Annotated in this window: 23 protein-coding genes; 7 read left to right on the forward strand and 16 right to left on the reverse strand. The window is 50.0% G+C overall.

Features of this window, described 5'->3' with window-relative positions; genetic code table 11:
* Window positions 1–78: 78 nt before the first annotated feature.
* Window positions 79–681, reverse strand: a complete 603-nt coding sequence (locus tag AC3Y23_RS16220) for a TetR/AcrR family transcriptional regulator (RefSeq protein WP_379200714.1) — start codon at window positions 679–681, stop codon at window positions 79–81.
* A 75-nt stretch (window positions 682–756) separates the two neighbouring features.
* Between AC3Y23_RS16220 and AC3Y23_RS16225 the strand changes: the two genes are divergently transcribed.
* Together AC3Y23_RS16225 and AC3Y23_RS16230 are read left to right on the forward strand one after the other, a co-directional pair.
* Window positions 757–1,647 (forward strand): ABC transporter ATP-binding protein, encoded by an 891-nt coding sequence (locus AC3Y23_RS16225; protein WP_379200716.1) that lies wholly within the window; start codon window positions 757–759, stop codon window positions 1,645–1,647.
* Complete coding sequence (locus AC3Y23_RS16230; protein ID WP_379200718.1) at window positions 1,644–2,456, forward strand: DUF2705 family protein; 813 nt, start codon at window positions 1,644–1,646, stop codon at window positions 2,454–2,456. Before AC3Y23_RS16225 ends, AC3Y23_RS16230 begins: the two co-directional genes overlap by 4 nt.
* Before the next feature lie 134 nt (window positions 2,457–2,590).
* Here the strand turns inward: AC3Y23_RS16230 and AC3Y23_RS16235 are convergent, their stop codons facing one another.
* Genes AC3Y23_RS16235 through AC3Y23_RS16245 form a run of 3 tightly spaced genes read right to left on the reverse strand, consistent with a single transcriptional unit; the run spans window position 2,591 to window position 4,334 of the window.
* Window positions 2,591–3,025, reverse strand: a complete 435-nt coding sequence (locus AC3Y23_RS16235; RefSeq protein ID WP_379200720.1) for a GNAT family N-acetyltransferase — start codon at window positions 3,023–3,025, stop codon at window positions 2,591–2,593.
* A 26-nt stretch (window positions 3,026–3,051) separates the two neighbouring features.
* Complete coding sequence (locus AC3Y23_RS16240) at window positions 3,052–3,399, reverse strand: nuclear transport factor 2 family protein (RefSeq protein ID WP_379201227.1); 348 nt, start codon at window positions 3,397–3,399, stop codon at window positions 3,052–3,054.
* Window positions 3,393–4,334: an alpha/beta fold hydrolase gene (locus tag AC3Y23_RS16245; protein WP_379200722.1), complete on the reverse strand. Its 942-nt coding sequence runs from the start codon at window positions 4,332–4,334 to the stop codon at window positions 3,393–3,395. Before AC3Y23_RS16245 ends, AC3Y23_RS16240 begins: the two co-directional genes overlap by 7 nt.
* A gap of 315 nt (window positions 4,335–4,649) precedes the next feature.
* Here AC3Y23_RS16245 and AC3Y23_RS16250 point away from each other — a divergent pair, with 315 nt between their 5' ends.
* Window positions 4,650–5,003: a PadR family transcriptional regulator gene (locus AC3Y23_RS16250; protein ID WP_379200724.1), complete on the forward strand. Its 354-nt coding sequence runs from the start codon at window positions 4,650–4,652 to the stop codon at window positions 5,001–5,003.
* On the forward strand, window positions 4,990–6,012 hold the full coding sequence (locus tag AC3Y23_RS16255; protein ID WP_379200726.1) for an HAAS signaling domain-containing protein: 1,023 nt from the start codon (window positions 4,990–4,992) through the stop codon (window positions 6,010–6,012). The genes AC3Y23_RS16250 and AC3Y23_RS16255 overlap by 14 nt, the downstream gene beginning before the upstream one ends.
* A 120-nt stretch (window positions 6,013–6,132) precedes the next feature.
* On the opposite strand, the gene fucU is transcribed toward AC3Y23_RS16255, so the two are convergent.
* The 4 genes from fucU to AC3Y23_RS16275 form a co-directional block, all read right to left on the reverse strand.
* Window positions 6,133–6,561: an L-fucose mutarotase gene (gene fucU / locus AC3Y23_RS16260; protein WP_379200729.1), complete on the reverse strand. Its 429-nt coding sequence runs from the start codon at window positions 6,559–6,561 to the stop codon at window positions 6,133–6,135.
* A gap of 18 nt (window positions 6,562–6,579) precedes the next feature.
* Window positions 6,580–7,230: a class II aldolase/adducin family protein gene (locus tag AC3Y23_RS16265; RefSeq protein ID WP_379200731.1), complete on the reverse strand. Its 651-nt coding sequence runs from the start codon at window positions 7,228–7,230 to the stop codon at window positions 6,580–6,582.
* A gap of 85 nt (window positions 7,231–7,315) precedes the next feature.
* On the reverse strand, window positions 7,316–8,764 hold the full coding sequence (locus AC3Y23_RS16270) for a rhamnulokinase (RefSeq protein WP_379200733.1): 1,449 nt from the start codon (window positions 8,762–8,764) through the stop codon (window positions 7,316–7,318).
* Window positions 8,765–8,791: 27 nt separating this feature from the next.
* Window positions 8,792–10,558, reverse strand: coding sequence for an L-fucose isomerase (locus AC3Y23_RS16275; protein ID WP_379200735.1), 1,767 nt, complete (start codon window positions 10,556–10,558; stop codon window positions 8,792–8,794).
* A 255-nt stretch (window positions 10,559–10,813) separates the two neighbouring features.
* Here AC3Y23_RS16275 and AC3Y23_RS16280 point away from each other — a divergent pair, with 255 nt between their 5' ends.
* Entirely contained in the window at window positions 10,814–11,596 is a 783-nt protein-coding gene (locus AC3Y23_RS16280) for a DeoR/GlpR family DNA-binding transcription regulator (protein ID WP_379201229.1), read from the forward strand.
* Window positions 11,597–11,797: 201 nt separating this feature from the next.
* Here the strand turns inward: AC3Y23_RS16280 and AC3Y23_RS16285 are convergent, their stop codons facing one another.
* Window positions 11,798–13,195: a helix-turn-helix domain-containing protein gene (locus AC3Y23_RS16285; RefSeq protein ID WP_379200737.1), complete on the reverse strand. Its 1,398-nt coding sequence runs from the start codon at window positions 13,193–13,195 to the stop codon at window positions 11,798–11,800.
* A 147-nt stretch (window positions 13,196–13,342) separates the two neighbouring features.
* Complete coding sequence (locus AC3Y23_RS16290) at window positions 13,343–16,018, reverse strand: YhgE/Pip family protein (protein ID WP_379200740.1); 2,676 nt, start codon at window positions 16,016–16,018, stop codon at window positions 13,343–13,345.
* A 218-nt stretch (window positions 16,019–16,236) separates the two neighbouring features.
* On the opposite strand from AC3Y23_RS16290, the gene AC3Y23_RS16295 reads away from it, so the two are divergent.
* Together AC3Y23_RS16295 and AC3Y23_RS16300 are read left to right on the forward strand one after the other, a co-directional pair.
* Window positions 16,237–16,767 (forward strand): hypothetical protein, encoded by a 531-nt coding sequence (locus AC3Y23_RS16295; RefSeq protein WP_379200742.1) that lies wholly within the window; start codon window positions 16,237–16,239, stop codon window positions 16,765–16,767.
* 246 nt (window positions 16,768–17,013) lie between these two features.
* The gene (locus AC3Y23_RS16300; RefSeq protein ID WP_379200744.1) at window positions 17,014–17,172 is read left to right on the forward strand and encodes an asparagine synthase; all 159 of its coding nucleotides are present in this window, start codon (window positions 17,014–17,016) and stop codon (window positions 17,170–17,172) included.
* 985 nt (window positions 17,173–18,157) lie between these two features.
* Here AC3Y23_RS16300 and AC3Y23_RS16305 read toward each other — a convergent pair.
* Genes AC3Y23_RS16305 through yhbY form a run of 6 tightly spaced genes read right to left on the reverse strand, consistent with a single transcriptional unit; the run spans window position 18,158 to window position 21,743 of the window.
* A complete protein-coding gene (locus AC3Y23_RS16305) occupies window positions 18,158–18,928 on the reverse strand; it encodes a class I SAM-dependent DNA methyltransferase (RefSeq protein ID WP_379201231.1) in 771 nt (256 codons plus the stop codon).
* 29 nt (window positions 18,929–18,957) lie between these two features.
* Window positions 18,958–19,905 (reverse strand): CvfB family protein, encoded by a 948-nt coding sequence (locus tag AC3Y23_RS16310; protein WP_379200746.1) that lies wholly within the window; start codon window positions 19,903–19,905, stop codon window positions 18,958–18,960.
* Window positions 19,902–20,249 carry a ribosome silencing factor gene (gene rsfS, locus AC3Y23_RS16315; RefSeq protein WP_379200748.1) on the reverse strand — a complete coding sequence of 116 codons (348 nt, stop codon included), beginning with the start codon at window positions 20,247–20,249 and terminating at the stop codon, window positions 19,902–19,904. Before rsfS ends, AC3Y23_RS16310 begins: the two co-directional genes overlap by 4 nt.
* A complete protein-coding gene (gene yqeK, locus AC3Y23_RS16320; protein WP_379200750.1) occupies window positions 20,246–20,824 on the reverse strand; it encodes a bis(5'-nucleosyl)-tetraphosphatase (symmetrical) YqeK in 579 nt (192 codons plus the stop codon). Before yqeK ends, rsfS begins: the two co-directional genes overlap by 4 nt.
* Window positions 20,808–21,398 carry a nicotinate-nucleotide adenylyltransferase gene (locus tag AC3Y23_RS16325; RefSeq protein ID WP_379200752.1) on the reverse strand — a complete coding sequence of 197 codons (591 nt, stop codon included), beginning with the start codon at window positions 21,396–21,398 and terminating at the stop codon, window positions 20,808–20,810. Before AC3Y23_RS16325 ends, yqeK begins: the two co-directional genes overlap by 17 nt.
* 51 nt (window positions 21,399–21,449) lie before the next feature.
* The gene (gene yhbY / locus AC3Y23_RS16330) at window positions 21,450–21,743 is read right to left on the reverse strand and encodes a ribosome assembly RNA-binding protein YhbY (protein WP_379200754.1); all 294 of its coding nucleotides are present in this window, start codon (window positions 21,741–21,743) and stop codon (window positions 21,450–21,452) included.
* Window positions 21,744–21,783: the final 40 nt, after the last annotated feature.

A 21,783-nucleotide genomic window follows, 5' to 3' on the forward strand; every position in this document is an offset into this window, starting at 1 on the left:
GTTCAGGCGACTCGCTTAAATACAGAGAGCTTAAGGCAACCGTGTTTCCCTACAGTTATAGTGCTGAAGTCAATGCTCCTACTCTTCTGCTTCCCTTCCGAAAATACCATAGAAAAACAGATGGAGCGTCTCTTCCATAAAGGTATCCAGGCTCTCCTCCACCTTAGCTTGCTCCAAGAGCTCCTCCATACTTTTCATATACATCTGCATATACATTAGTACGGCGTTGGCCGACACTTTAGAGGAAATCTCCCCGCGTGCTTGTCCCTCTTCTACCATCCTTAACATAAGCGGAAGCGTTCGTTCGGCATATTGTACCTGCAAGTACTGAAACATTTCCGGATCATCAATCATCAATGTCTGCACCAGACTTGGACGCAGTATGGTATAGGTTCCTTTCTTCATCCCAAGGATATACTGAACGATCTCCTTCATAGAAGGCTCTTGATGAATAAAAGCTTCGAATTCACGCGTAGATTGCTCCACTAGGTGCTTGAGAGTTTCCCTCAGCAGCTCTTCCTTGCTGCCAAAATGCTTATATAGCGTCACTTGTGAGACGTTCGCAGCCTTGGCAATATCGGCAATCCGCATCCGCTTCGGCTCCGAGGTCTTTAGCATCTCAAGCGTTGCGTTTGTAATTTTCTCCTTAATCAGCGCAGATCTTTTCTCAAAACCGTTCATACGTATATAATATATGAAATATATTCCCAATAATAGTTCATTATTTGCATTCTACAGGACAGTGGAGGTGTCGCCATGCTGACTGTGCAAGGCTTAACAAAGCGTTTTGCCAATGGCAAGGGAATTACAGATGTATCTTTCTCCGTTAGGAAAGGAGAGGTCTTCGGGTTTCTCGGGCCGAATGGCGCAGGGAAATCCACAACCATCCGGCATATTATGGGTTTCATGAAGCCTGATCGGGGGATTGCAACAGTAGCCGGTCTGGATGTCTGGAAGGCGCAAGGAAGTGTTCAGAAGCATATCGGCTATCTGCCGGGAGAGATTGCTTTTATAGACGGGATGACAGGCAAGGGCTTTCTTGATTTTATGGCGAAAATGCAGGGCTTGAAGGACTTCACGAAGCGCTCCGCCCTGATCGAACGTCTGCAATTTGATGCAGGGACACCCATCCGCAAAATGTCCAAAGGGATGAAACAAAAGGTCGGTATCGTCGCCGCGTTCATGCACAGTCCGGAAGTTATGATTTTGGATGAACCAACCTCGGGCCTCGACCCGCTGATGCAGAAGGTATTTATAGAACTCGTATTAGAGGAAAAGGCCGCCGGAACCACCTTCCTGATGTCTTCGCACAGCTTTCAGGAGATTGAGCGCACCTGTGACCGGGCTGCCATCATCAAGGATGGCCGGATTATCACTGTCAAGAATATTCACGAGCTGCAATCCATGCAGCGGAAGCTGTTTGATGTAGTGTTTGAACACAGCGACGAGGCAGACAGGTTCTGTTCCGAAGGAAGTCTGCACGTGGAGTCCCGTGACGGGAGCCGGGTAAGAGTGGCGGTACAAGGGAATTATGATCAGTTCATCCGGGAAACGGCGAAATACAGTATTCGCAGCTTAGATGTATTCACCCAGAACCTAGAGGATATTTTTATGAATTATTATGAACGGGAGGGGCAAGCGCGATGAACCTTCCACTCTATAAAGAAATGATAAAGGTCAACCTGAAGGGAATTTTGAATTATGCCTTCGGGTCTGCTTTTTACATTCTGCTGATTATCTGGCTCTATCCGGCCTTAGCGAACAATATGAAAGCCATAAATGATCTAGTGAGTGCTATGCCAGAGAGCGTAGGCAACGCCTTCGGACTAAACAGCGGCTTCTCCAGCGCCGAAGCCTTCATCTCTGGCGAGTATTATGGCCTTATTCTTGTCCTGCTGCTATCCATTCTCTGTGTGCAAATGTCCACTGGGCTCATGGCCAGACTCGTGGACCGCGGTTCCATGGCCTACCTATTGTCCACACCGACGACCCGAAGCAAGGTGGCGCTAACACAGGCGCTTGTCCTGATTACGGCCCTGCTGGTTATCGTGGCCGCAACAACTGGCGCCGGATTCCTTGGGGTGTTCTGGTTCCTTGGGAACGGCTACGACTTTAACGCCGGGCGCTTCCTTGATCTCAACACCGTTGCCTTCCTGCTTTTCTTTGCCATCGGCGGGATCTCTTTTCTTATCTCCAGCGTGTCGAACGACGAGAAGAAAGCGCTCGGTATTTCAGGGGGAATCACCTTCGGCTTCTTCACCCTGGATCTGCTAGGTAAAATCAGCGACCAGCTGAGCTGGGTGAAGTATTTGACCTTGTTCACACTCTATCGCCCTGGCGAGATTGTGAAGGACGGTACACAGGTCGGCCTGGTCTCGGCCGTCCTGCTACTGGTGGGCCTGGCCGCCTTCAGCCTCGGCATCGCCTTGTTCCGCCGGCGCGATTTGCCACTCTAGGGCGATCATTGTGCCTGATGGACGCCCTAACGGAACCCGCGGTGGAACCCTGCAAAGTGTCCGTAGATAGACAGCAAGCCTCAGTGGTCATAACAACCGCTGAGGCTTTTTATCTGAGAAGCATACCATCTCCATCAGTCTGTGGTAAGCTCCTTAATGTAATAATAATGCTGACTGCCCAGCGGTGCATCCTCAATAACGGCCATTAGCCTATAACCATACTTGGGATAGAAATCCGGAGCCTGAAAGCTGAACGTGTTGAGCTTGATGAACGTGCAGTCCTTCTCCTTGGCGATATCCTCAATTCGGTTCAGCAGCTGTTTACCGTAGCCCTGCCCTCGCATCGATTCTTCAACCCATAATATTTCTACCTCGATCCAATTCCAGCAGAGTACTGCCAGCATCCCGCCGACCACCGTACCGTGCGCATCCTTGACGCTTAGATTAATTTCTTCATAACGGGAACTTAACGCTTCCGGAACGTTCTTCGCATTAAATTCAATCAACTTTCGCCTGATGTATTCCGATTCTTCCTGACTTCCATAAGTAATTTCATAATTAGGTGTCATATTAGATCTCCTTGTGAACTTTTAATTTATTTAAGGACAGGGGTACCTTGATGGAAGAACATCTGCCATCTGCCCTCTCTGAATTTCCAGATAGAACTGCGTAAGGAATACTGCTGTCTATGCTCATTAAATATCCTGTACGTTGTTAATGTCGTATTCTCGGATAATGAATGAATTTCAAAATCGCTCAAAGTCATATTTACTACACCAATCCCATTCTCGTTGAGCCCTTCTTGCCTGTACCACACGTTGCCCGAACTGCCAAATTCAATAAAATCATCCGCGAGCAATGCTGAGAGTTCTTCTACCGATGTACGAACCGCTGGTTGCAGCAGTCTTTCTTCCAGTTCAAGTAGATGCGCTTTTACTATAATAGACTTCGTATAGCGTCAATAACGACATCCGGTCGGTAAATCTGAATGGAGTGCCAGCTATCCCTTACAACAATATGTTGGGTGCGGGATGTAAGCTCGGCCAGCTGAAGCTGCCCCCTGTGCCACTCTTTATCCTGCTGCCCTGCACTCAGCACAACAATCGGCAAATCTACTCGTAGCGGCTCAGCTGTAGCCAATTGCAAGGCACTTTCGTGTGCATCCAACAGCTCAGCATAGATCGCCTTGTATGCGCTGTTTCTGTATCCGGCAGCCTTGACCTGCTCCAGCATAGGAGGTGGCAAGCGACGCGAGCCGATATGACGGCCAGCCAATCTGGGTATCGCAGTCGGAGACAGCAGATAGCCTAGTCTCAACTGATTCAGGCTATCCCTGTTGCGTTGTCCTGTCTCCAACATATCAGTTGCAAGATATCGGCCCTCATGGACGGCGTCCACGAGAATCAAGCTCTTCACTTCATCCGGATACTCTGCAGCGAACAGCCTCATCACCATCCCGCCGAAGGAATGCCCTACCAGTACATACGGAGGCTGCAGCTCCAAGGCAGCTAACAGGCTGCGGAGATCGTCAACATACTGCTGGCAGGTGGCAGGCTTGTCAGAGCCTTCGCTCCAGCCTAGTCCGGCACGATCATAGGTAACAACCGTAGCGTCACGTGACAGCTCCGGCTGCACTAACGACCAATCCAGCAGATTTCCGCCCATTCCGGCCTCCATGACAATGGTCGTTTTTCCGTTTCCCGTAACATGGGCATGAAGTTCACGGGAACCGATGCTGATGTGCTGTCCGGCAGGCTTGTATCGGTAGCGGTCATACTGCGTCCACAACGCCTGAGTACATGTCAGCGGAAAAAGAGCAGTAGCAATCGTATAGCGGAGATAGTTTTCTAGCTTGGGGATTGTAGACAATCCTCTCACCTCTTCCGGGTTCTTGTTATACGGTCAGTATAAAGAATCCGTCTCGGAGAAAAAGAGAAACTTTTCGTCAAGGATTGCCTATTTTGCATTGGAACAGAACAAAACACCCGGTACAACCGGAGACCTTTCCCAGAAAGATGTCAACATTCTTGTACTAGGGGTAGCACTTGTTTTCCAGTGTAACCCATCTTTAGCTTGCTATAAATGGAAAAAATGATTTTCATTCAAAGTTTTTTATTTTATAAATCATGATATTGTTCATATTGTAATAGTGTGCGTCACACAGTATAATGCAATCAGGAGTTGATGCACATCATGGATATCCAGGAAACAGTAAGCGGACTGGTGCAAGAACTGCGGCGCGGAACGATTATCATCGGTGTGCTCAGCCAGTTAACCCAGCCCCAGTATGGCTATTCCCTAGTTACTGTACTGAAAGAAAAGGGTGTAACTGTCGATCCGAACACCCTCTACCCGCTCTTACGCAGACTGGAGAAGCAAGGATTGCTGGAAAGCGCTTGGGATACCAATGAGACCCGCCCCCGCAAATACTATTCCCTAAGTCCAGCCGGGCAAGAGGTCTACATCAGGCTATGTGAAGAATGGCGAAGCATGAGAGACAGTATGGACACTTTGATTGATGGAGGGAACAACCGTGGAACTGATTAAACGCTACATTCATGCGGTAGTACGAAGGCTGCCCGAGTCGCAGCGAACTGACATCGAGAAAGAGCTTGAAGGTTTGATAGAAGATATGCTGGAAGAACGCTCTTCTCCCGGCAGTCATACCAAGGAAGAAGTCGAAGCCGTGCTGCTTGAGCTTGGAGATCCCGAGGCATTAGCAGATAAATACCGGGGAACCGGGCGGTATTTGATCGGTCCGGAGCTTTTTTCCACCTATCTGACCGTGCTTCGGGTCGTATTCTCCGCAGTAGCCATTGCCATGGCCGTCGGCTTTGCCGTGGACAGCCTGTCCGATGCATCCCATATGTCGCAGCATTTAAGAGACTATTTTAACGATATTCTGCTGGCTTTCTTTCAGGCCTTTGCCTGGGTTACCGTTATTTTTGCTTTGGTCGAATATAAAGGAATTCACAAGGATCAGCTCAAGCGTCGTTCCGACCATTCCTGGACTCCCTCGCAGCTACCGCAGCTTCCTTCCCGGGAGCTAACGATCAAACGGTCCGACCCAATCTTCAATATCATCTTTACTGCAATCTTTGCATTCTTGTTCCTCTTCAATCTCCAACTATTCGGGATCTGGTTCCTTCAGGATAACGGTTCACATCTCATCGTGCCCCTGTTTAATGTAGAGGTATTTCGCAGCTTCCTGCCGTGGATCTGGATTGCTTTTGCCACGAACGTTCTGAGAGAAACTTTGAAAATAATTACCGGACGCTGGACTCCTTCTCTTATCATCCTCAGCACGCTAGTCAGTGCATTCGAGTTCATTGTAGCTCTGTTCATCCTCTCCAGCCATAACATCTGGAACCCGCAATTCTTGACACAAATCAATCAGTCCGGCTTTATTTCGGAGGGTAGCGATGCTCTTCAAGTCATTACCACCATCTGGGAACAAGGCACACAGAATCTAGTTTATATCATAGGACTAATCTTTGTGATTCAACTCATTACGATGGCAATCAAGTTCAAGAAGACCAGAAGCGCAGGAATATAAAATAGAGCCGCTTGGTCTACAAAAAAGAAACCGTACCTATGACAGGTGAGCTGCAGCTACATGCGCCAGCTTCTCCTGCAAGGAACGGTTTCTTCTGTATGTTATACTAACTTCCTTAGCTTAGGAGCGGACAACCCCTTTTTTCAAAATCACATTGCCATACAGCGCTTCTTCACCAGTGACTACAACGGCGTAGCTCTGCTTCGAGCGGCTGTAGAAGTCGAATCGTTCCTCATGACCAATCACGGCTTCTGCATCATGCTTCGCCAAGATCTCCTTATACGTCTCCCAGATTACCGGAACGGTAGGATCACCCGGTACCACAGACATGAATGCAGCCTGATGCTCAGCATAGTGGTCTAGCGGGAACAATTCTAGAATCGCATCCAGCAGTTCTGGAATGCCGATCCCGTCGTACCGGATAACCCGGGAGTGATGTGAATGCCCCGGAAAGTTGGCATCCGCCAGCACAATTTCATCGCCATGGCCCATTTCCATCAGTACGCGAACCAGTTCGGGCGACAGCAGCTTGGGAATCTTCTTCAACATAGGAATTCAACCTCCAAATTACATGCCGTAGAAAGACCGCAATGCGATCAATTCGTCAATCCGGTGCTGCGGCAATTCCCGCTCCCCATCGATCATACGGGTCAGGAAGGTCAGCTTAGCGGTGAACTCCAAGCGCTCCATGTTCATGTACGCGCTCATAACATCCTTGCCCCAGGTCAGCGCGCCGTGGCTTTCCAGCAACACTGCCGTTTTCTTGCCCAGGAAAGGCTCCAGGGAGTCTGGAATTTCATTGGTAGAAGGCGTACCGTACTTTGCCAGCGGAATGTCACCCATCGCAATAACGGATTCCGGCATCAGCATCTTATCCAGTGCTTCTCCCTTGATGGCAAAAGCAGTGGAATATGGTGGGTGAGCATGCACGACTCCGTTCATCTCCGGCAGCTCATTGTAAATCTTCAGGTGCATCTTTACTTCCGTAGAAGGACGGTAGCCTTCGGCTGCCTCCAGAATCTCGCCCTGCAGATTCACTTTGACCAGCATGTGAGGCTCCAGATAGCCTTTGCTGACGCCGGTTGGAGAAGCCAGTACTTCGGTGGCCGACAGGCGTGCCGAGATATTGCCGTCATTAGCCGCTACAAAATCCTTGTTGAAAAGGTTCTTCCCAATCTCACAAATCTGGCGACGCAACTGCTGTTCATGATTCTCCATACGATAATCTCTCCTCTTATCCATGTGTTGTATATGTTCAAAAAATCAACATTAGTGCTGGATCCTAAAACATCGGTCGACGCTATCACCGCGCAGGATTCTTACTATTACTTGGCTGATAGGTTATCAGTGTGCTGGAGTGCGCGATAAGCTCGCTTACCGCAGATAGTTCCACCACACCTAGTGCCAACAGCTGAGTTACCATATTCCCGATCGCACTGGCTTCTACCGGCCCTGCAATGACTTCCCGGCCGGTTCGGTCAGCCGTGAGCTGACAGAGAAGCCGATTTTGAATTCCCCCGCCAACCATATGAATAACACGTACGGGCCGGCCTGTGATTTCCTCAAGGTCATCTATCGCACAACTGTAAGTATGAGCAAGACTCTCCACAATGACGCGAGCCGTCTCCCCAGGAGTATGCGGCTCCTGTTGCTGTGTTCTCCGACAGTATTCAACGATTCGCTGCGGCATATCGCCTGGGGTGGAGAACAATGGATCGTCAGGATCGATAATCGCGACGGCCGGGCCAGCCTCTGCAGCTAGCTCCGCCAGCTCGGCATGACCGATACGCTGACCCGATGCGGCCCAGTGACGCTGAGACTCCTGCAGAATCCACAATCCGGTGATGTTTTTCAGCACCCGGTTCGTACCACCATAGCAGCCCTCATTTGTGAAGCCGTACGCATAGCTCTGGTCAGTAATTACCGGACCCTCGCTCTCTCTGCCCACCAAGGACCAGGTACCACAGCTGATGAACGCTGCCCCATCCTTATCAGCATAAGGAATAGAAGCTACAGCCGAGGCCGTATCATGAGAAGCGCCTGCTATCACCTTCATAGCGCCCAATCCCAGTTCCTCCTGAATAGCGGGTGTCACCTCACCCAGCACCGTTCCAGCCTCGGCGACAAGTTCAGGAATCAGCGAGATCGGCAGGTCCAGAGTCTTAAAGACCTCATGTGAAGGTTCACCGGTTACTGCATCTGCCAACCCGCTAGTACTCCAGATACACTTTTCCGCAGCCGCTACACCGGAGAACAGATAGTGAAACAAATCGGGCGTCAGCAGCATTGTTCTAGCCGATTCCGCTAGAGATGGATTGTCCTGCAAATCTGCATAAAGTTGATAGACAGTATTGATCAGCGCAGGCTGATTGCCGGTCAAAGCGAACTGTTCCCGGGGCGGAAGACGCTCTTCCAGACCGGAGCGGTGCGGAACCGTCCGCTGATCCCGGTAATGATGTGGCGCATACAGAAGCTGCCCCCGGTGATCGATAAATCCGTAATCCACACCCCACGTGTCTACGCTTAGCGACAGCAGTTTGCCATATACCCGCGCAGCTTCACGCACGCCCTGCTTAATCTCGTGGAATAGTCTCAGCACATCCCAGTGTAGATGGCCCTGTACCTGTACCGGTGTATTGTCAAAACGGTGAATCTCCTCGATCTGAATCGTGGAACCGTCATAACTACCCAGCATGACCCGGCCGGAACTGGCGCCAAGATCCACTGCTAGCAGTCTCTGAATCTCGCTCATCTTCCTACCACCTGCTTATTCCGAAGTTTAATAGAGCGGGCCAAAGTTCTGGCAGGCTCTGTAGTCTGCACTTTCCAGATCCTCTGTGCCGAAGAGCGACCAGACACGCGGTCTGAAGATATGTTCTTCAGCCACATTGTGCATGCTTACCGGAATACGCAGCATGGATGCCAGTGTCAGCAAATCTGCACCGATATGGCCGTAGCTGATGGCCCCGTGGTTCGCGCCCCAGTTGTTCATCACATCGTATACCGTTTTGAATGAACCCTCGCCAGTCAGCTTTGGTGCAAACCAAGTAGTCGGCCAAGTCGGATCGGTCCGCTGATCCAGCGTATGATGCACATCCTCTGGCAGATCTACCGTGTAGCCTTCGACAAGCTGGAGAACCGGCCCAAGACCCTTCACCAGATTCAGACGCGCCATCGTTACCGGCATGCCGCCTTTGGTCAGGTAGTCGGTAGAGAAGCCGCCCCCGCGGAAATACTCCTGCGACGCCGGACGGAATTCCGTCTTCTCGACACAGATCTTCGCTTCCTCGTCTGTAATCTCCCAGAATGGCTTAATCGCCGGCTGACCATCAATGGTCTGTTCACCCGTTCCATCCAGCGCCGCCGAACCGGAGTTAATCAGGTGCAATAGACCGCCTGCTGCCTCACCTGCAAGCTTATGGCCGGTCACACGTTCCACCGCCGCTGGGCTCCAGTATGTACGGACATCAGCGAAGATTTGCGCTGTATTCGTCAGCAAGTAGTTGAACAGCATCGTTACACCATTAAGGCTGTCATTCTCTGTAGCCAACATATAAGGTGCGCGTCTGCCGTTCCAGTCAAAGGACGAGCTCAGAATCGTCTCCATGAAGTCCCCGTTCGGGAAGTGGTCTGTCCATTGGCGCTGCCCCTGGAATCCAGCCACAATCGCGTTGTGACCATTCGCTTCTTCCGCGAAACCAAGTGCCTCAAGCTCCGAATTGCCGACCATGAGGTCACGGGCAATCAGCGTCATTTTTACAACAGTCTCCCATTGCTTATCCTTCTCTTCACGGCTGATCTGCAGATGCGCCGGGTTGTTATCTGCACCTTCGGCACAATTCTCCTTCACCCAAGCCAATGCGCGCTCGTATTCCTTCGGATCATAAATGCCCTCTTCTATGCGGCGTACAAATTCAGACATATCTATATATTCATTACGCATGCCAAGGTAGTCCTGGAAGAACTGCTCGTTCACGATCGAGCCAGCAATCCCCATGGAGACAGAACCCATCGAGAGATAGGACTGGCCTTTCATAATCGCTACCGCCAGTGCCGATCTGGCGAACTGGAGCAGCTTGGCCTGCACATCATCCGGGATGATTTCGCTGCCGGAGTCCTGCACATCCTCTCCATAGATACCGAAGGCCGGGATGCCCTTCTGGGCATAAGCGGACAATACAGCCGCAAGGTACACCGCACCTGGACGCTCGGTTCCATTGAAGCCCCACACCGCATGCGGAATCGTTGCATCCATGTCCATCGTTTCCGTACCATAACACCAGCAAGGCGTCACAGTGATCGACACCCCTACATTTGCTACAGCAAATTTATCGCGGGCATTCGCCGCTTCTTTAACCCCACCGATTGTAGTATCAGCAATAACGCACTCTACGGGCGAGCCGTCGGGATATTTTAAGTTCTGTTGTAAAAACTCAGCCACCCGCTCCGCCATTCCCATGGTCTGTACTTCCAGCGATTCACGTACCCCGCGTCTTCTGCCATCAATGGTCGGACGAATCCCAATCTTCGGATATTTAGCTGCCACTGTACTTCCTCCTCAGCATCACATTATGTTTGGTTAAATAATCGAATTTATATCATTGCAACTTCAGCCAACAATCATTTCTTCTTCATCATAAAAGGTGTAAACGCTTAAGTCAACATAAAAACCACAGTTAACCGAAACATTAATGTGGTATTATGTGATATTATATATATCGAATGTGGTTTTTCATTTCATTACAATTCTTTTGCATTTATAATCCTTGTAGTAAACTAGGAGATAGAGATATTGAAAAAGGTGAGTGAACGGATGAAAGCATTTGAACGGCGGGACCTGATTATTAAAGAGCTGTACCGGAACAGAAAAGTCCATGTTGCGGACCTGGCACAGAAGTTTCAGGTGTCTGAGGAAACGATACGACGCGATTTGGACAAGTTAGACCGGGACGGTCTGGCCAAGAAAAACTATGGCGGCGCAATCCTGAACGCCCATACCAATGAAGACCCCTCCTATGCCAACCGGCATCAGGTCAACATTGAAGCCAAGCGGCTAATCGCAGACAACGTGCTGGATCTCATCAACGATGGCGACAGCGTGATGACGGATACCAGTTCGACGGCCTTTGAGGCGTTGCGCCGGATCATCGAAGTGAAGAGCAATTTGACGATTATCACCAACTCGCTGGTAGTGTTGTCCGAATTTCAGCATTCCGGGCAGAAGCTGATCTCCACAGGCGGTACACTGGGGCCGGAGACCAGTTCCTTTGTCGGCCCGAATGCTTCGCATACCATCCAGAAATACAATGTGGATGTGGTCGTTTTCAGCTGCAAGGCGTTGTCCATGACAGGCGGAGTCAGTGATTCCAATGAAGCGGAAAGCGAGCTGAAGGTGCTTATGCAGCAGCAAGCCAATAAGGTGGTCCTCCTCGTAGACCATACCAAATTTGACCGGATTGCGTTCATCAAGCTGCTGAATTTTGATAAAATCGATTATATTGTTACCGACCAGAAACCGTCCGAAGAATGGATCGAGTTCTTGAACAGTCATCAAGTGTCGCTGATTTATTCGAACGAAGAGTAGCCTGACTATGAGGCTGAGCCAATAAAAAAAGAATCTCTACGTTAAGCAGAGATTCTTTCTTTACTTTATAAGTATACTAATGCTCTTCTATGCCTAAGTATAATTTCTTAGCTACCAGTTCCATGAATCAGAATTTTGATAGATGGTTGGCTAGAATTAACATCTGCAGCATAGGCAGGAACCGCAACGGTCAGAGCCACGCTAAAAACAACCAGCAACATACTCATTTTTCTTTTCATTAAGTCTTTGCACCTCACTTATTAATTTTTTGTACTTCTCTTGATTTTCTCTTGTTGTTAGATGTCGGATTTCTTCAAATAATCCAACACATTGAATCACACAGCTGTCATTATTTATCTTAACAGAAAGTTCCAAACTTTTTAATATATAATAGACACTTTTTTTATATCTATTGGTTCGTAAATAGTAGGTCGCCAGTTCACATAAAAGATTAGTATATTTATCTGACATGACTTGCATACTAAGTTTCCCCAATTTGCTACGGTGTTCTTTATACATTAAGTGAGATTGGAACTGTGTGATAACCTCATCTGCATTGAACCCGATACGGTTCGCTGCTTGCATAATTTTGATAAAAGCTGGCAGAACTTCATTTTCCCTAGTTTTTATATACGCCACGTATTCTGAAAGGATTTCAACTTCCCCATTCATCAGACGGTGTAGATATGTATTGGCTACAGCCCATTCCTTGAACTGTTCCATAATCCACTTGGCTTCTTCACTATCTTCGCGTATCCAGCTAGAATCAGAATACAGTGCTGCATACCGCATGGCCTGCTCATAGTCACCATTCTCATGGCTGACCGCTGCTCTTAATAAATAGGAGTACAAGATATAAAAGCACAGCGGTTTTTCAGGTTTCTTGTGCTCAGTGCGGCTGATATTTTTATCATATTTGTTCTCATATTGAATGAATGCCTTTTCTCCCATTCGCTTAGCCAGAGAATCTACATTGCTCCAGCGGTGCAGTGAGGTGTAGATATTCGCCAAATCCCGCAGCGCATCCAGTTGATCGCTCTCATCCAACCGCTCGACAAAATACTCAAAATATACCGCAGCCCGCAGATTAGCATCCTGGTCATATCCTAGCGATATCTTGAACAGCCGGTACTGACATAATGCTAGCCGTTCGGAATGCTGATACTTCTCACTTTCGGCCACGCTTTCGTACAAAATTGCAGCAGCTTCATATTTGTCATCATTAAAAAAGTCTTCAGCCGTTTCAAATAATACCTGGGCATACATCAAATTATCCATCAGATTAGCGACTATCTTCCGGATACACTCCAGTCTGTTCAAGTCAGCACAACGATGAAGAAAGGGGCCTAATCGCCGCCAGTTAGGAGTAGAATGTACGAAGCATTCATCCACATATAAATCGTACAAGGCGCCTGCGCCAAGTCCCATCCCCGAGGTGATGCGCTCAAGCTGCTGCATGGCAATCGGACGGTTACCGCTGACAAGTCTGCTGAGCGTGCCGGAATGAATCCCGGATATTTTGGAGAATTGGCTCACCGTAAGATCGTTGTCTCTCAGATACTTGTCCAACTCCGCCCGGATTGTGGTCTCTGGATTCAAACAAACACCACCTCCAAACCCATATATTAGAATTAAAGATCATTTATACCTATATATTAGATGTAAATATTACACAGGTCAATAAAATGGTTGAGTTTTCAAAGATATCTTTAAGATGTTGAAAATTTTTTTCTTTTTTCTATATTCTTAGGAAATCAACTTTGATTTCTCCGCCTGTTCTGCGGCCTTGTGAATGAACCGCTCTAACGGCTTTTTAAGTGTCAGGGCCAGCACAAGAGCGATCAGGCCGAAGCCAACCAGATACAGAGCATCACGAATAGCCACCTCTGGCAGTATGCCGCCAACCGCTTCCCGCAGTAAGCTAATCGCATAGGTGAATGGCATGAACGGATTCAGCGCCTGAAAAAAAGGACCGGTGGTGCTGATCGGAAAAGTCCCTCCGGAGCTGGAAAACTGCAGCACCATGAACACAATAGCAATCCCCTTGCCGATATTGCCAAACACGGAGACAAAGGTGAAGACAATCGTCACGAATACGATACTGATCAGCATCGCGAACAGGATGAACCACCACTTGTCGGCGACGTAACAATGCAAGATAAAAATATTACCGAGTGCGGCCACCAGCGCCTGTAAAATACCTACAGTGAGAAAAGTAAGCAGCCGTCCGAAGTAGAGCTGATACGACTTATAAACTATGCCCTCCGTCTCCACAGATGTGCGCAGCAGCGAAATCAACAGCGTTCCGCCCACCCATATGGACAATACTACGTAAAAAGGGGTCATGGCCGATCCATAGTTCGGAATTGGATACAGCTTATTCTCCTTAAGGATTACAGGATTGGCCAAAAAATCACTTTTGGACTTGATATCGCCCCCAAGTAGATCCGCAATCTGCTCCAGATTCACATCTTGCTTGATCTGGCGAATCGTCGCCGCCGCTTTGCGGATGGCGGTCTCCAGTAGCGGCAGATCGTCCCGCACCAGCTCCGCTGCGCGTTCCACCCCCTTGTCCGCCTTCGGCAGCCCGGTGCGGATCAGGTCCGCTGCCTTGCGGACCTTCTGCTCCACCGCTGGCAGATCGTGGCGGGCAAAATCCGCCGCTTCATGGATTCGCTGCCCAGCGGCGGGAAGCCCCTGCTGAATCCGCGGCAGGACGTCGCGGACAAAAGCGCTGAAGCGCTGCATCTTATCCGCAATCCCGGCGGCCGACGTATGGACGGCCGCCCTGATGGCGGGCAGATCCTTCTGCAGCGCCGCCAAGCCCTCCTGCCCGTACTGTATGGCCGCCGCTGCATCCTGCAGGATGGCGGCCAGTGCGGGCAGGCGACCCGGCACCTCCCGGAGCCGGGTCGCCGCGTCCTGTGCAGCCGCAGTCAGCGGCTGCAGTGCGCTCTGAATGCCTGGCAGCGTGTGCGTCTCGAAGCGGGAGATCAGCCGGCCAAGCGCCGTTGATCCCTGTCCCGTTCCGGTGCTGAGCTGCTGCACCCTACCAGCATCCGGCTCGCTACCGGCTTCCAGTGCTGAGGCGAGACTGCCGGCCAGGGCAGACTGCGCAGCGAACTGGTCTCGGACCCCTTCCAGGGCCTGGACATCGGCCGCAAGCGCATTTCCAGACGACAGTTCATCCAGTGAATTCAATAGCGAGATCGTGCGGTCCAGTACATTTTTCCCAGCCGCAAGCCGGGCCAGATTACTATTAAGCGCGCTCAGCGCAGCCGCTGTCTCCAGCGTACCGGCCTTCAAGCCCTCTGCGAGCTGAGCGACAGCATCCTCCGTCTGGTCCAGCAAGTACAGATTCTGCTTGATCACAGGGGGAATTGCCGCAAGGGCGGCGTTGTTCTTCTCGATAAACTGTTGCAGTTGCTGACCAAAGGCACTTCCGGCAGCGGCAATCTTGTCAGCCTGTGGCAGCGCCTTCATCGCTGCATCCACGATTTTCCTCCCATTTTCCAGATCCACGCTCGCCTTGTTAAGCACCCCGGCCACGTCATCAAAATGCTCATCCAGTCCGCTGACAAGCTTCGCTGCCCGCTCCAATTCCGGTAACTTGGACTCCAGCTCCGTCAAATGCCCAGCCGCTTCACTAATCTGCGGCCAATGGGCATCGACCGTTTCTAGCGCCGTTCCAGCTCTCTCGACCTCTGGCAGCTTCTGCTCCAGCGTCGCCAGCCGCTCTGCTGACTGGTGAATTTGCGGCCACTCCTGATGAATTTTCAGCACCGTTCTCCCGGCGGCTTCAATCTGCGGCAGGTTATCCTCCAGCAGGAACAATCCCTTCTCCACTCTGCGGATCACGGGCAGCTCAGACTGAAACTGGCGGTCGATCCTGCCGAGGGCCGTCAGCACCGTTTCACTGAGGGTAGCGGTAAAATGCTCGCTAATCTGGGCCGTGATGGATGACGCACCCTTAGCCGTAATTTTGGGAGCGATCGCATTAATCTTCTCATTCACGGTGTATTCGATTTCCGGCTTGTTTAGCCGGCCTTCCAGAATCCCGGCCATCTTGCTGGAAAAGTCCTTGGGAATAACGACACTGGCATAGTAATCTCCTCGCTGTACCCCATGCCTAGCCTGCTCTGCATCCATAAAGGTCCAGCCCAGACTCGTATTATGATGCAGACTTTCCAGAACCTCCTCGCCGATGTTGAAGCTCTTGTTATCCACGGAAGCCCCCTCATCCTGGCTAGCTACTGCTATCTTAATCCCTGAGGTATTGCTGTAAGGGTCCCACACAGCCGCTACATTCACCCAATCATAGATGGAAGGCAGCACAACAAGCGCAGCAATCAGCAGAACTGCCGTCGGTACCTTGAAGACGTTGCGCCAATCGTTACGGTAGATAGTGATAATTCCAGCCATTTTCCGGTCACTCCCAGCCTCAAGTTTGGATATTCTAATATGCCCGGAGCAGCCTTCGTTTACTATGAATGGGGACTATTCACTTTTTTTGCAGTAGCCCAAAAATATTTGCAACCTTTCCACCATTTCATCGTTATTAGTAGTACAATACTCGTTTGATTAACAGCCCAAGGGGTAATTAATCTTACACTGTGTATCAAGCCAAGGGGGAGATTTCATTGTTCAAGAAAAAGTCAGCTTATGTCCTGCCCGTTGTCATCCTATTATTCCTGTCCCTCATTACATCGGCAAGTACAGTCGGAACCTCGGCCAGCGCGGAAGGCCGCGGTGACACCGTTCAGCATACAACCGTGTATATTCATTCTCTTCATTCAAACAAAGGTGTATTATCGGCAATCACTGATGAGATTGAATGGTATCAAGGTGCCGAAGCTGATAAAATTTTCGCCCAAAGAGAGCCGGAAGCCGCAGCAGAGCTCGGCGGAACGCCTGACGGATATTATATCGTGAACGACAGTCCTACACTCACCACCTACCGGATAGCGCCTGACGCAACCGTGACCATGCAGATTTATGACCGTACCGGCAAGCTGGAGGATATTGATATTCACTGGAACGAGAAGATCAGCCTAGAGGAATTCACGCAACAATTTGCCAAGAATCACAATCTGGATCTGAGCCAGTTCCCTTATCACCTCACGATCAAAGATGGCGTAATCACTTCCATCGTTCAGCAATACATTCCTTAAGTTTTAAAAATTCAAATAGGCTACGCCCGCTTGGAAGATTTATCCCCTTCAAGTAGGCATAGCCTTTTTTGTTCTCTTCTGTCTCTTTTCAGCCCGTTCTCAGCCCGTTCTCTCTCTTCTTCCTCCTTCTTTGGCCCTTCTCTGCCTTGTCTTCTCCATTCATCCCCAGTCAGGACCCTGTATAATTGGCGCTCCCTCTACCCACACTAATTCTGTCTTTCAAACCACCGAGAAGGAGTGTTTCATATGCGTGAAGGTCTGATTCCCACCGTTCTTGGAACCGTAGTTACTGCTTCTAGTGCTGCTTTTCTAGGCAGCAAGTATAAGATGGCTGCAACCGGCGTGCTTGGGTTTGGTCTGGCGCATATTGTGCTCGGCGCCATCGATCTGTTTGAACACCGGTAATTGGTTGAAGGATACCGGACCGCTCGTGTCTAAAAGCACGGTGGTCCGGTTTTTTTGCGCCGAGGGGTTTATGAGGCTTGTGGGGCTTGTGGGCTTGTGGGCTTGTGGGCTTGTGGGCTTGTGGGCTTGTGGGCTTGTGGGCTTGTGGGCTTGTGGGCTTGTGGGGCTGGTGGCTTCTGTGGTTTTTACAGTAACTCTGGTCTCTCTGATATCCCCGGTATCTTTGGTTTCTTTGATTTCTTTGGATTTATGGGGTTTATAGGTTATTATGTATTTTATGGGAATTTATACTGTAACCAGGCGAACCGGGGAGGTAACTTCTAGAAACAGATTGAACTGGAAGGATAACCTCTGGCCAATACTTAAAATAACGACATTTTTGTACCTTATATCCATCATTTTAGAGAAAAAAGGAAATTAAGAGCATTTTTGTACCTTATTTCTCCACTTTATCCTTAAAATACGTTCCATCGAAAGAATTAACATACAAAAATGTCCTTAATCTTCTTCCCGCCTTCTTTCCGGCCAAATTAAGGTACAAAAATGCACTTATTTCAGCATTAGCGAGGCAGGAGAGAAGTAAGACGGGGGGAGTCGCGGAGAGCAATATGGGGGCAGCGCGGAAAACAACGCGGTTGAACAGAGAACCTCTTCCGTGACTCAAGGAGGGGCCATGAAAGGGGCCACAAACGGATTCGGTCAAAAAGAAAAGGCAGCCGCCTGCGAAAATCACATAGACTGCTGCCATCCCTGAGGCTCATTGTTGAGATTAGGGGTGGTGCCCTGTCGCTCGAACAGAGCGAAGGGCCGGAGGAATTCTGGAGAAACGATAGTGTTCGCCTTTAAAGTCCGATTTCACCCTATAATCTCTTATTACAATCAGAAATCGGACTTTAACAGCGATCGTAAGAAACCTCCGGCCCGCAGCGCCCCAGTTCAGCGAACTCCCCGCCCCTAGACTAAATCAGTGAGCCATCCAACCCATTCATTTTACACAAATATAAAATAACCGCTGGGCATCATCATCCGCCTCAACCCATTCAAAATCAGCGAACGTCTCCACGCTGGAGAAACCTGCCTTGCGCAGCTCCGCCTTTAACCATTCCGGTTCGTAAGCACGCTGGATGTGAGTCTCCTCAAATCGGTGGTACAAACCATTACCTCTTTCTTCACGGGCAAAAATGGAGAGGTGATGCTCAATCTCGCGTCTTGGTACATCCAGCTCACAAGTCCAGATATAGGATACTGATTCCTCATCCAGAATAAAAGGCTGTTCTTCCTCATAGCGGATCAGCGTATTCGGGTGATGGACGTCGAACAGGAACGTTCCTCCCGGCTTTAATCCAGCATAGGTACGAGCGAAGACGGCGCGGATATCTTCCTCTTCCACGACATAGTTCAAACAATCGCAGAATGAAATTACAGAATCCACCGGCTCAGGCAGTTCCCAGGCCTTCATATTCTGATTGACCCAACGAACACTTCCCTCTCTAAGAAAACGCCGGCCCTGTGGATGATCTTCCATCTTGCGCTGAGCAACGGCTAGCATGTCCTCCGAGAGATCAATGCCCGTCATCCGGTAGCCGGCTCCTGCCAGCGGAATCGTGATTGCTCCCGTTCCGCAGCCCAGCTCCGCTACCGTCAGCGGCTTGCCGTATTTACTCCAGGCTGTCTCGACAAATGTAATCCAGTCTGGATAAGGCATGTCCGCCATCAGCTCGTCGTATACATAAGCAAATTTCCCGTAGGCAGGCACTGCGTTCACCGCACTTTCTATAATCAAGCTTATTGTCCGGCTTGTCCGGATTCGCCCTCACGGGCACCGTTTCCTTCTGCCGAAGCATCCTCCTGCGAACTCGTTAGGTGGGTCCAGTTCTCCTTCTGGGTGACTAGACCCTCCTTCATGAGCTTACCAAGCGCCCGCTTGAAGGCCGATTTACTGATCCCGAAGCGCTGCTTGATAATGTCTGGAGGCGTTGCATCGGAGTATGGCATCGCACCGTTAGGACGCGATTGGAGGAATTCCAACAGCGTCGTGGAATCCACATCACGACCGACTTCCTTGCGCTGACTCATTGACAGATTGACCCGGCCATCCTCGCGGATATGCGAGATCCGTGCCCCGATTTGTTCACCCAGGCGAAGCAGGCGACTACGTTCGGAGGAATGAACCATACCGATGATACCAAAGCCCAGTACACCGGCATCCACAAGGACGAATGTCCCCATTTGCAGCGGCTTGTAAACTCTGGCGGAAACAGTCTGGCCCTTCCATGACTCAGGCGCTGGTACTGCGAGCGGAGCTAGCTCCTGCTCCCCAGCCAGCTTCGCTCGTAGACGACCCTGTTTATCATGTTCCATAAGAACAAACACCTTATCGCCAATCTGTGGCTTAAGCTCGTTCAGATCAGGCAACTCGCGGATTGGGAGCAGCAGTTGACGGCCAAGTCCCATTTCCAGAAAACAGCCCAGTCGTGGATGGATGTCCGCTACTTCCAGCAGCGCCATTTCGCCAAGTTGCAGATAAGGCTTATTCAAGGTAGCGGCAAGGCGGTCTTCGGTGTCAAAGAAAATGAACACTTCCAGCTTGTCGCCTGCTTTAGGCTTGCTTCTATTAGCCAGCTCCGTATAGTGAAGCATGACTTCTTCGTCGCCGTTAGTCAAAAAATAACCGTACGGAGAGACTTCACGCGCTACCGTTAAGGTAACTGTAGTTCCAGCAATCAGATTCATACGTTCTCCACAACCTTGGCATCGGACCACAGACGCTCAATATTGTAGTATTCGCGCTCATCGCGGTGGAAGATATGGACAACTACATCCCCAATGTCCATCAGCACCCAACGTGCAGAATCCATTCCTTCGATGCCGCGGATAACACCGCCTGCTTCATGCACAGCTTTACGAACCTCGGTAGCAATGGCTTGCACCTGGATATCGGAATTACCGTGACAGATGACAAAGTAATCGCTGATCGGTGAAATATTGCGCAGATCCAGCGCAACGACATTCATAGCTTTTTTATCTTCAGCAGCTTTAAGCGCCAGCTGCAATAGCTTGCTAGGTGTTGGACTCATTCTTTTTCCTCCAATATTCTGACTAAATCATTTCGGGCCAGTACGGTCAGCGGGAACACAATTCGGCGTTTCTCGAGCAGCAGGCTGATGGTAGAATCAAAACCGGCGACTAGTCCGTCTTCAAGACTGGCTTTCGCCTGCTTGCGAATGTGATTGACACCTGGAAAGTCGCGTCCTGGCTCAATGTAATCGGCGAGACAAACCACCTTTTCTAGTATCCCCATGCCCTCACGGCCTGAGGTATGATACTTTATGGCATCCAGTATCTCGGAATCGGTAATGCCATAGTCATGTTCTGCGACAAAAGCTCCTACCTCTGCATGCCAAAGCTGCTTGTCATGTGCCAGCAGTTCTTTGGACAAACCGTTCTGCTCAATAATATCCCGCATACGTTCCACAGGCCAATACTTAGCTACATCATGCAGAATGGCTGCAGTTTCCGCGCGAACAGGGTCAGCTCCGTAGGTCTCCGCCAGCTTGACGGAGGACTCCATGACGCCCAGCGTATGCTTCCATCGCTTGTCGGGCATCTGCGCAGAGACCGCCTCAATTAGCGCCTCACGACTGTATGCCATATAGTCCACCCCTTTGCACATATTCATAAACACCATCTGGTACCATATAACGGATCGACCTGCCTTCAGCCGCCCGCTGCCGCAGCATTGTCGATGATATATCCACCTGCAGCATATCCGCGAGTGTAACCCGGCCGGCAATATGATCAGGCAGCGCCTTCAGATCCAGCGTCGTCCCAGGTCTACCCACACCAATAAAGGTCAGACGCTGCACCAATTCATCGATAGACTGCCACTTTGGCAGGTACTCCACCATGTCGGCACCAATAATAAAGTAAAACTCCGACTGCGGATGCTTGCTCTGCAGCTCCCTAATCGTATCAATGGTGTAGGAAACACCGCCTCGCAGGACTTCGAGATCCAGCGCGCGGAAGGAGGGATGATCCTTCACCGCCTCCTGTACCATGGCCAGTCTGTCTTCACCGGATGCCCCTGCTTTATGCTTATGCGGGGGAATATGTGAGGGCATGAACCAGACCTCATCGAGACGATAGGTATCCCTTGCCGATTCAGCCGCCAACATATGACCGATATGGGGAGGATCGAAGGTGCCTCCCATAATGCCAATCTTCAAGAGGCTCGCCTCCCCGTTTCCTATTCGTTTCACGCCTATATTCTTGCTTTATTAGCGCGGCAGCTCAATCGTCTTGTTGTCACGGGATTCCTTGTACAGAACGATAGTCTTTCCAATAACCTGTACAAGCTCTGAACCTGATTGCTCGGCCAATGCTGCACCAATTTCCTTCGGATCTTCAATATTGTTATTCAGCACACTGACCTTCATCAGTTCCCGCTTCTCGATAGCTTCATCGATATGACGGATCAGATGATCGTTCACTCCGCCTTTGCCGACTTGAAATACAGGATCAAGATGATGCGCCAGCGAGCGCAGATAGCGTTTTTGTTTTCCAGTTAACATAAATGAACAAAACTCCTTAATTAACATATTATTACCCTAA

The organism is Paenibacillus sp. MAHUQ-45 (genome assembly GCF_058133325.1).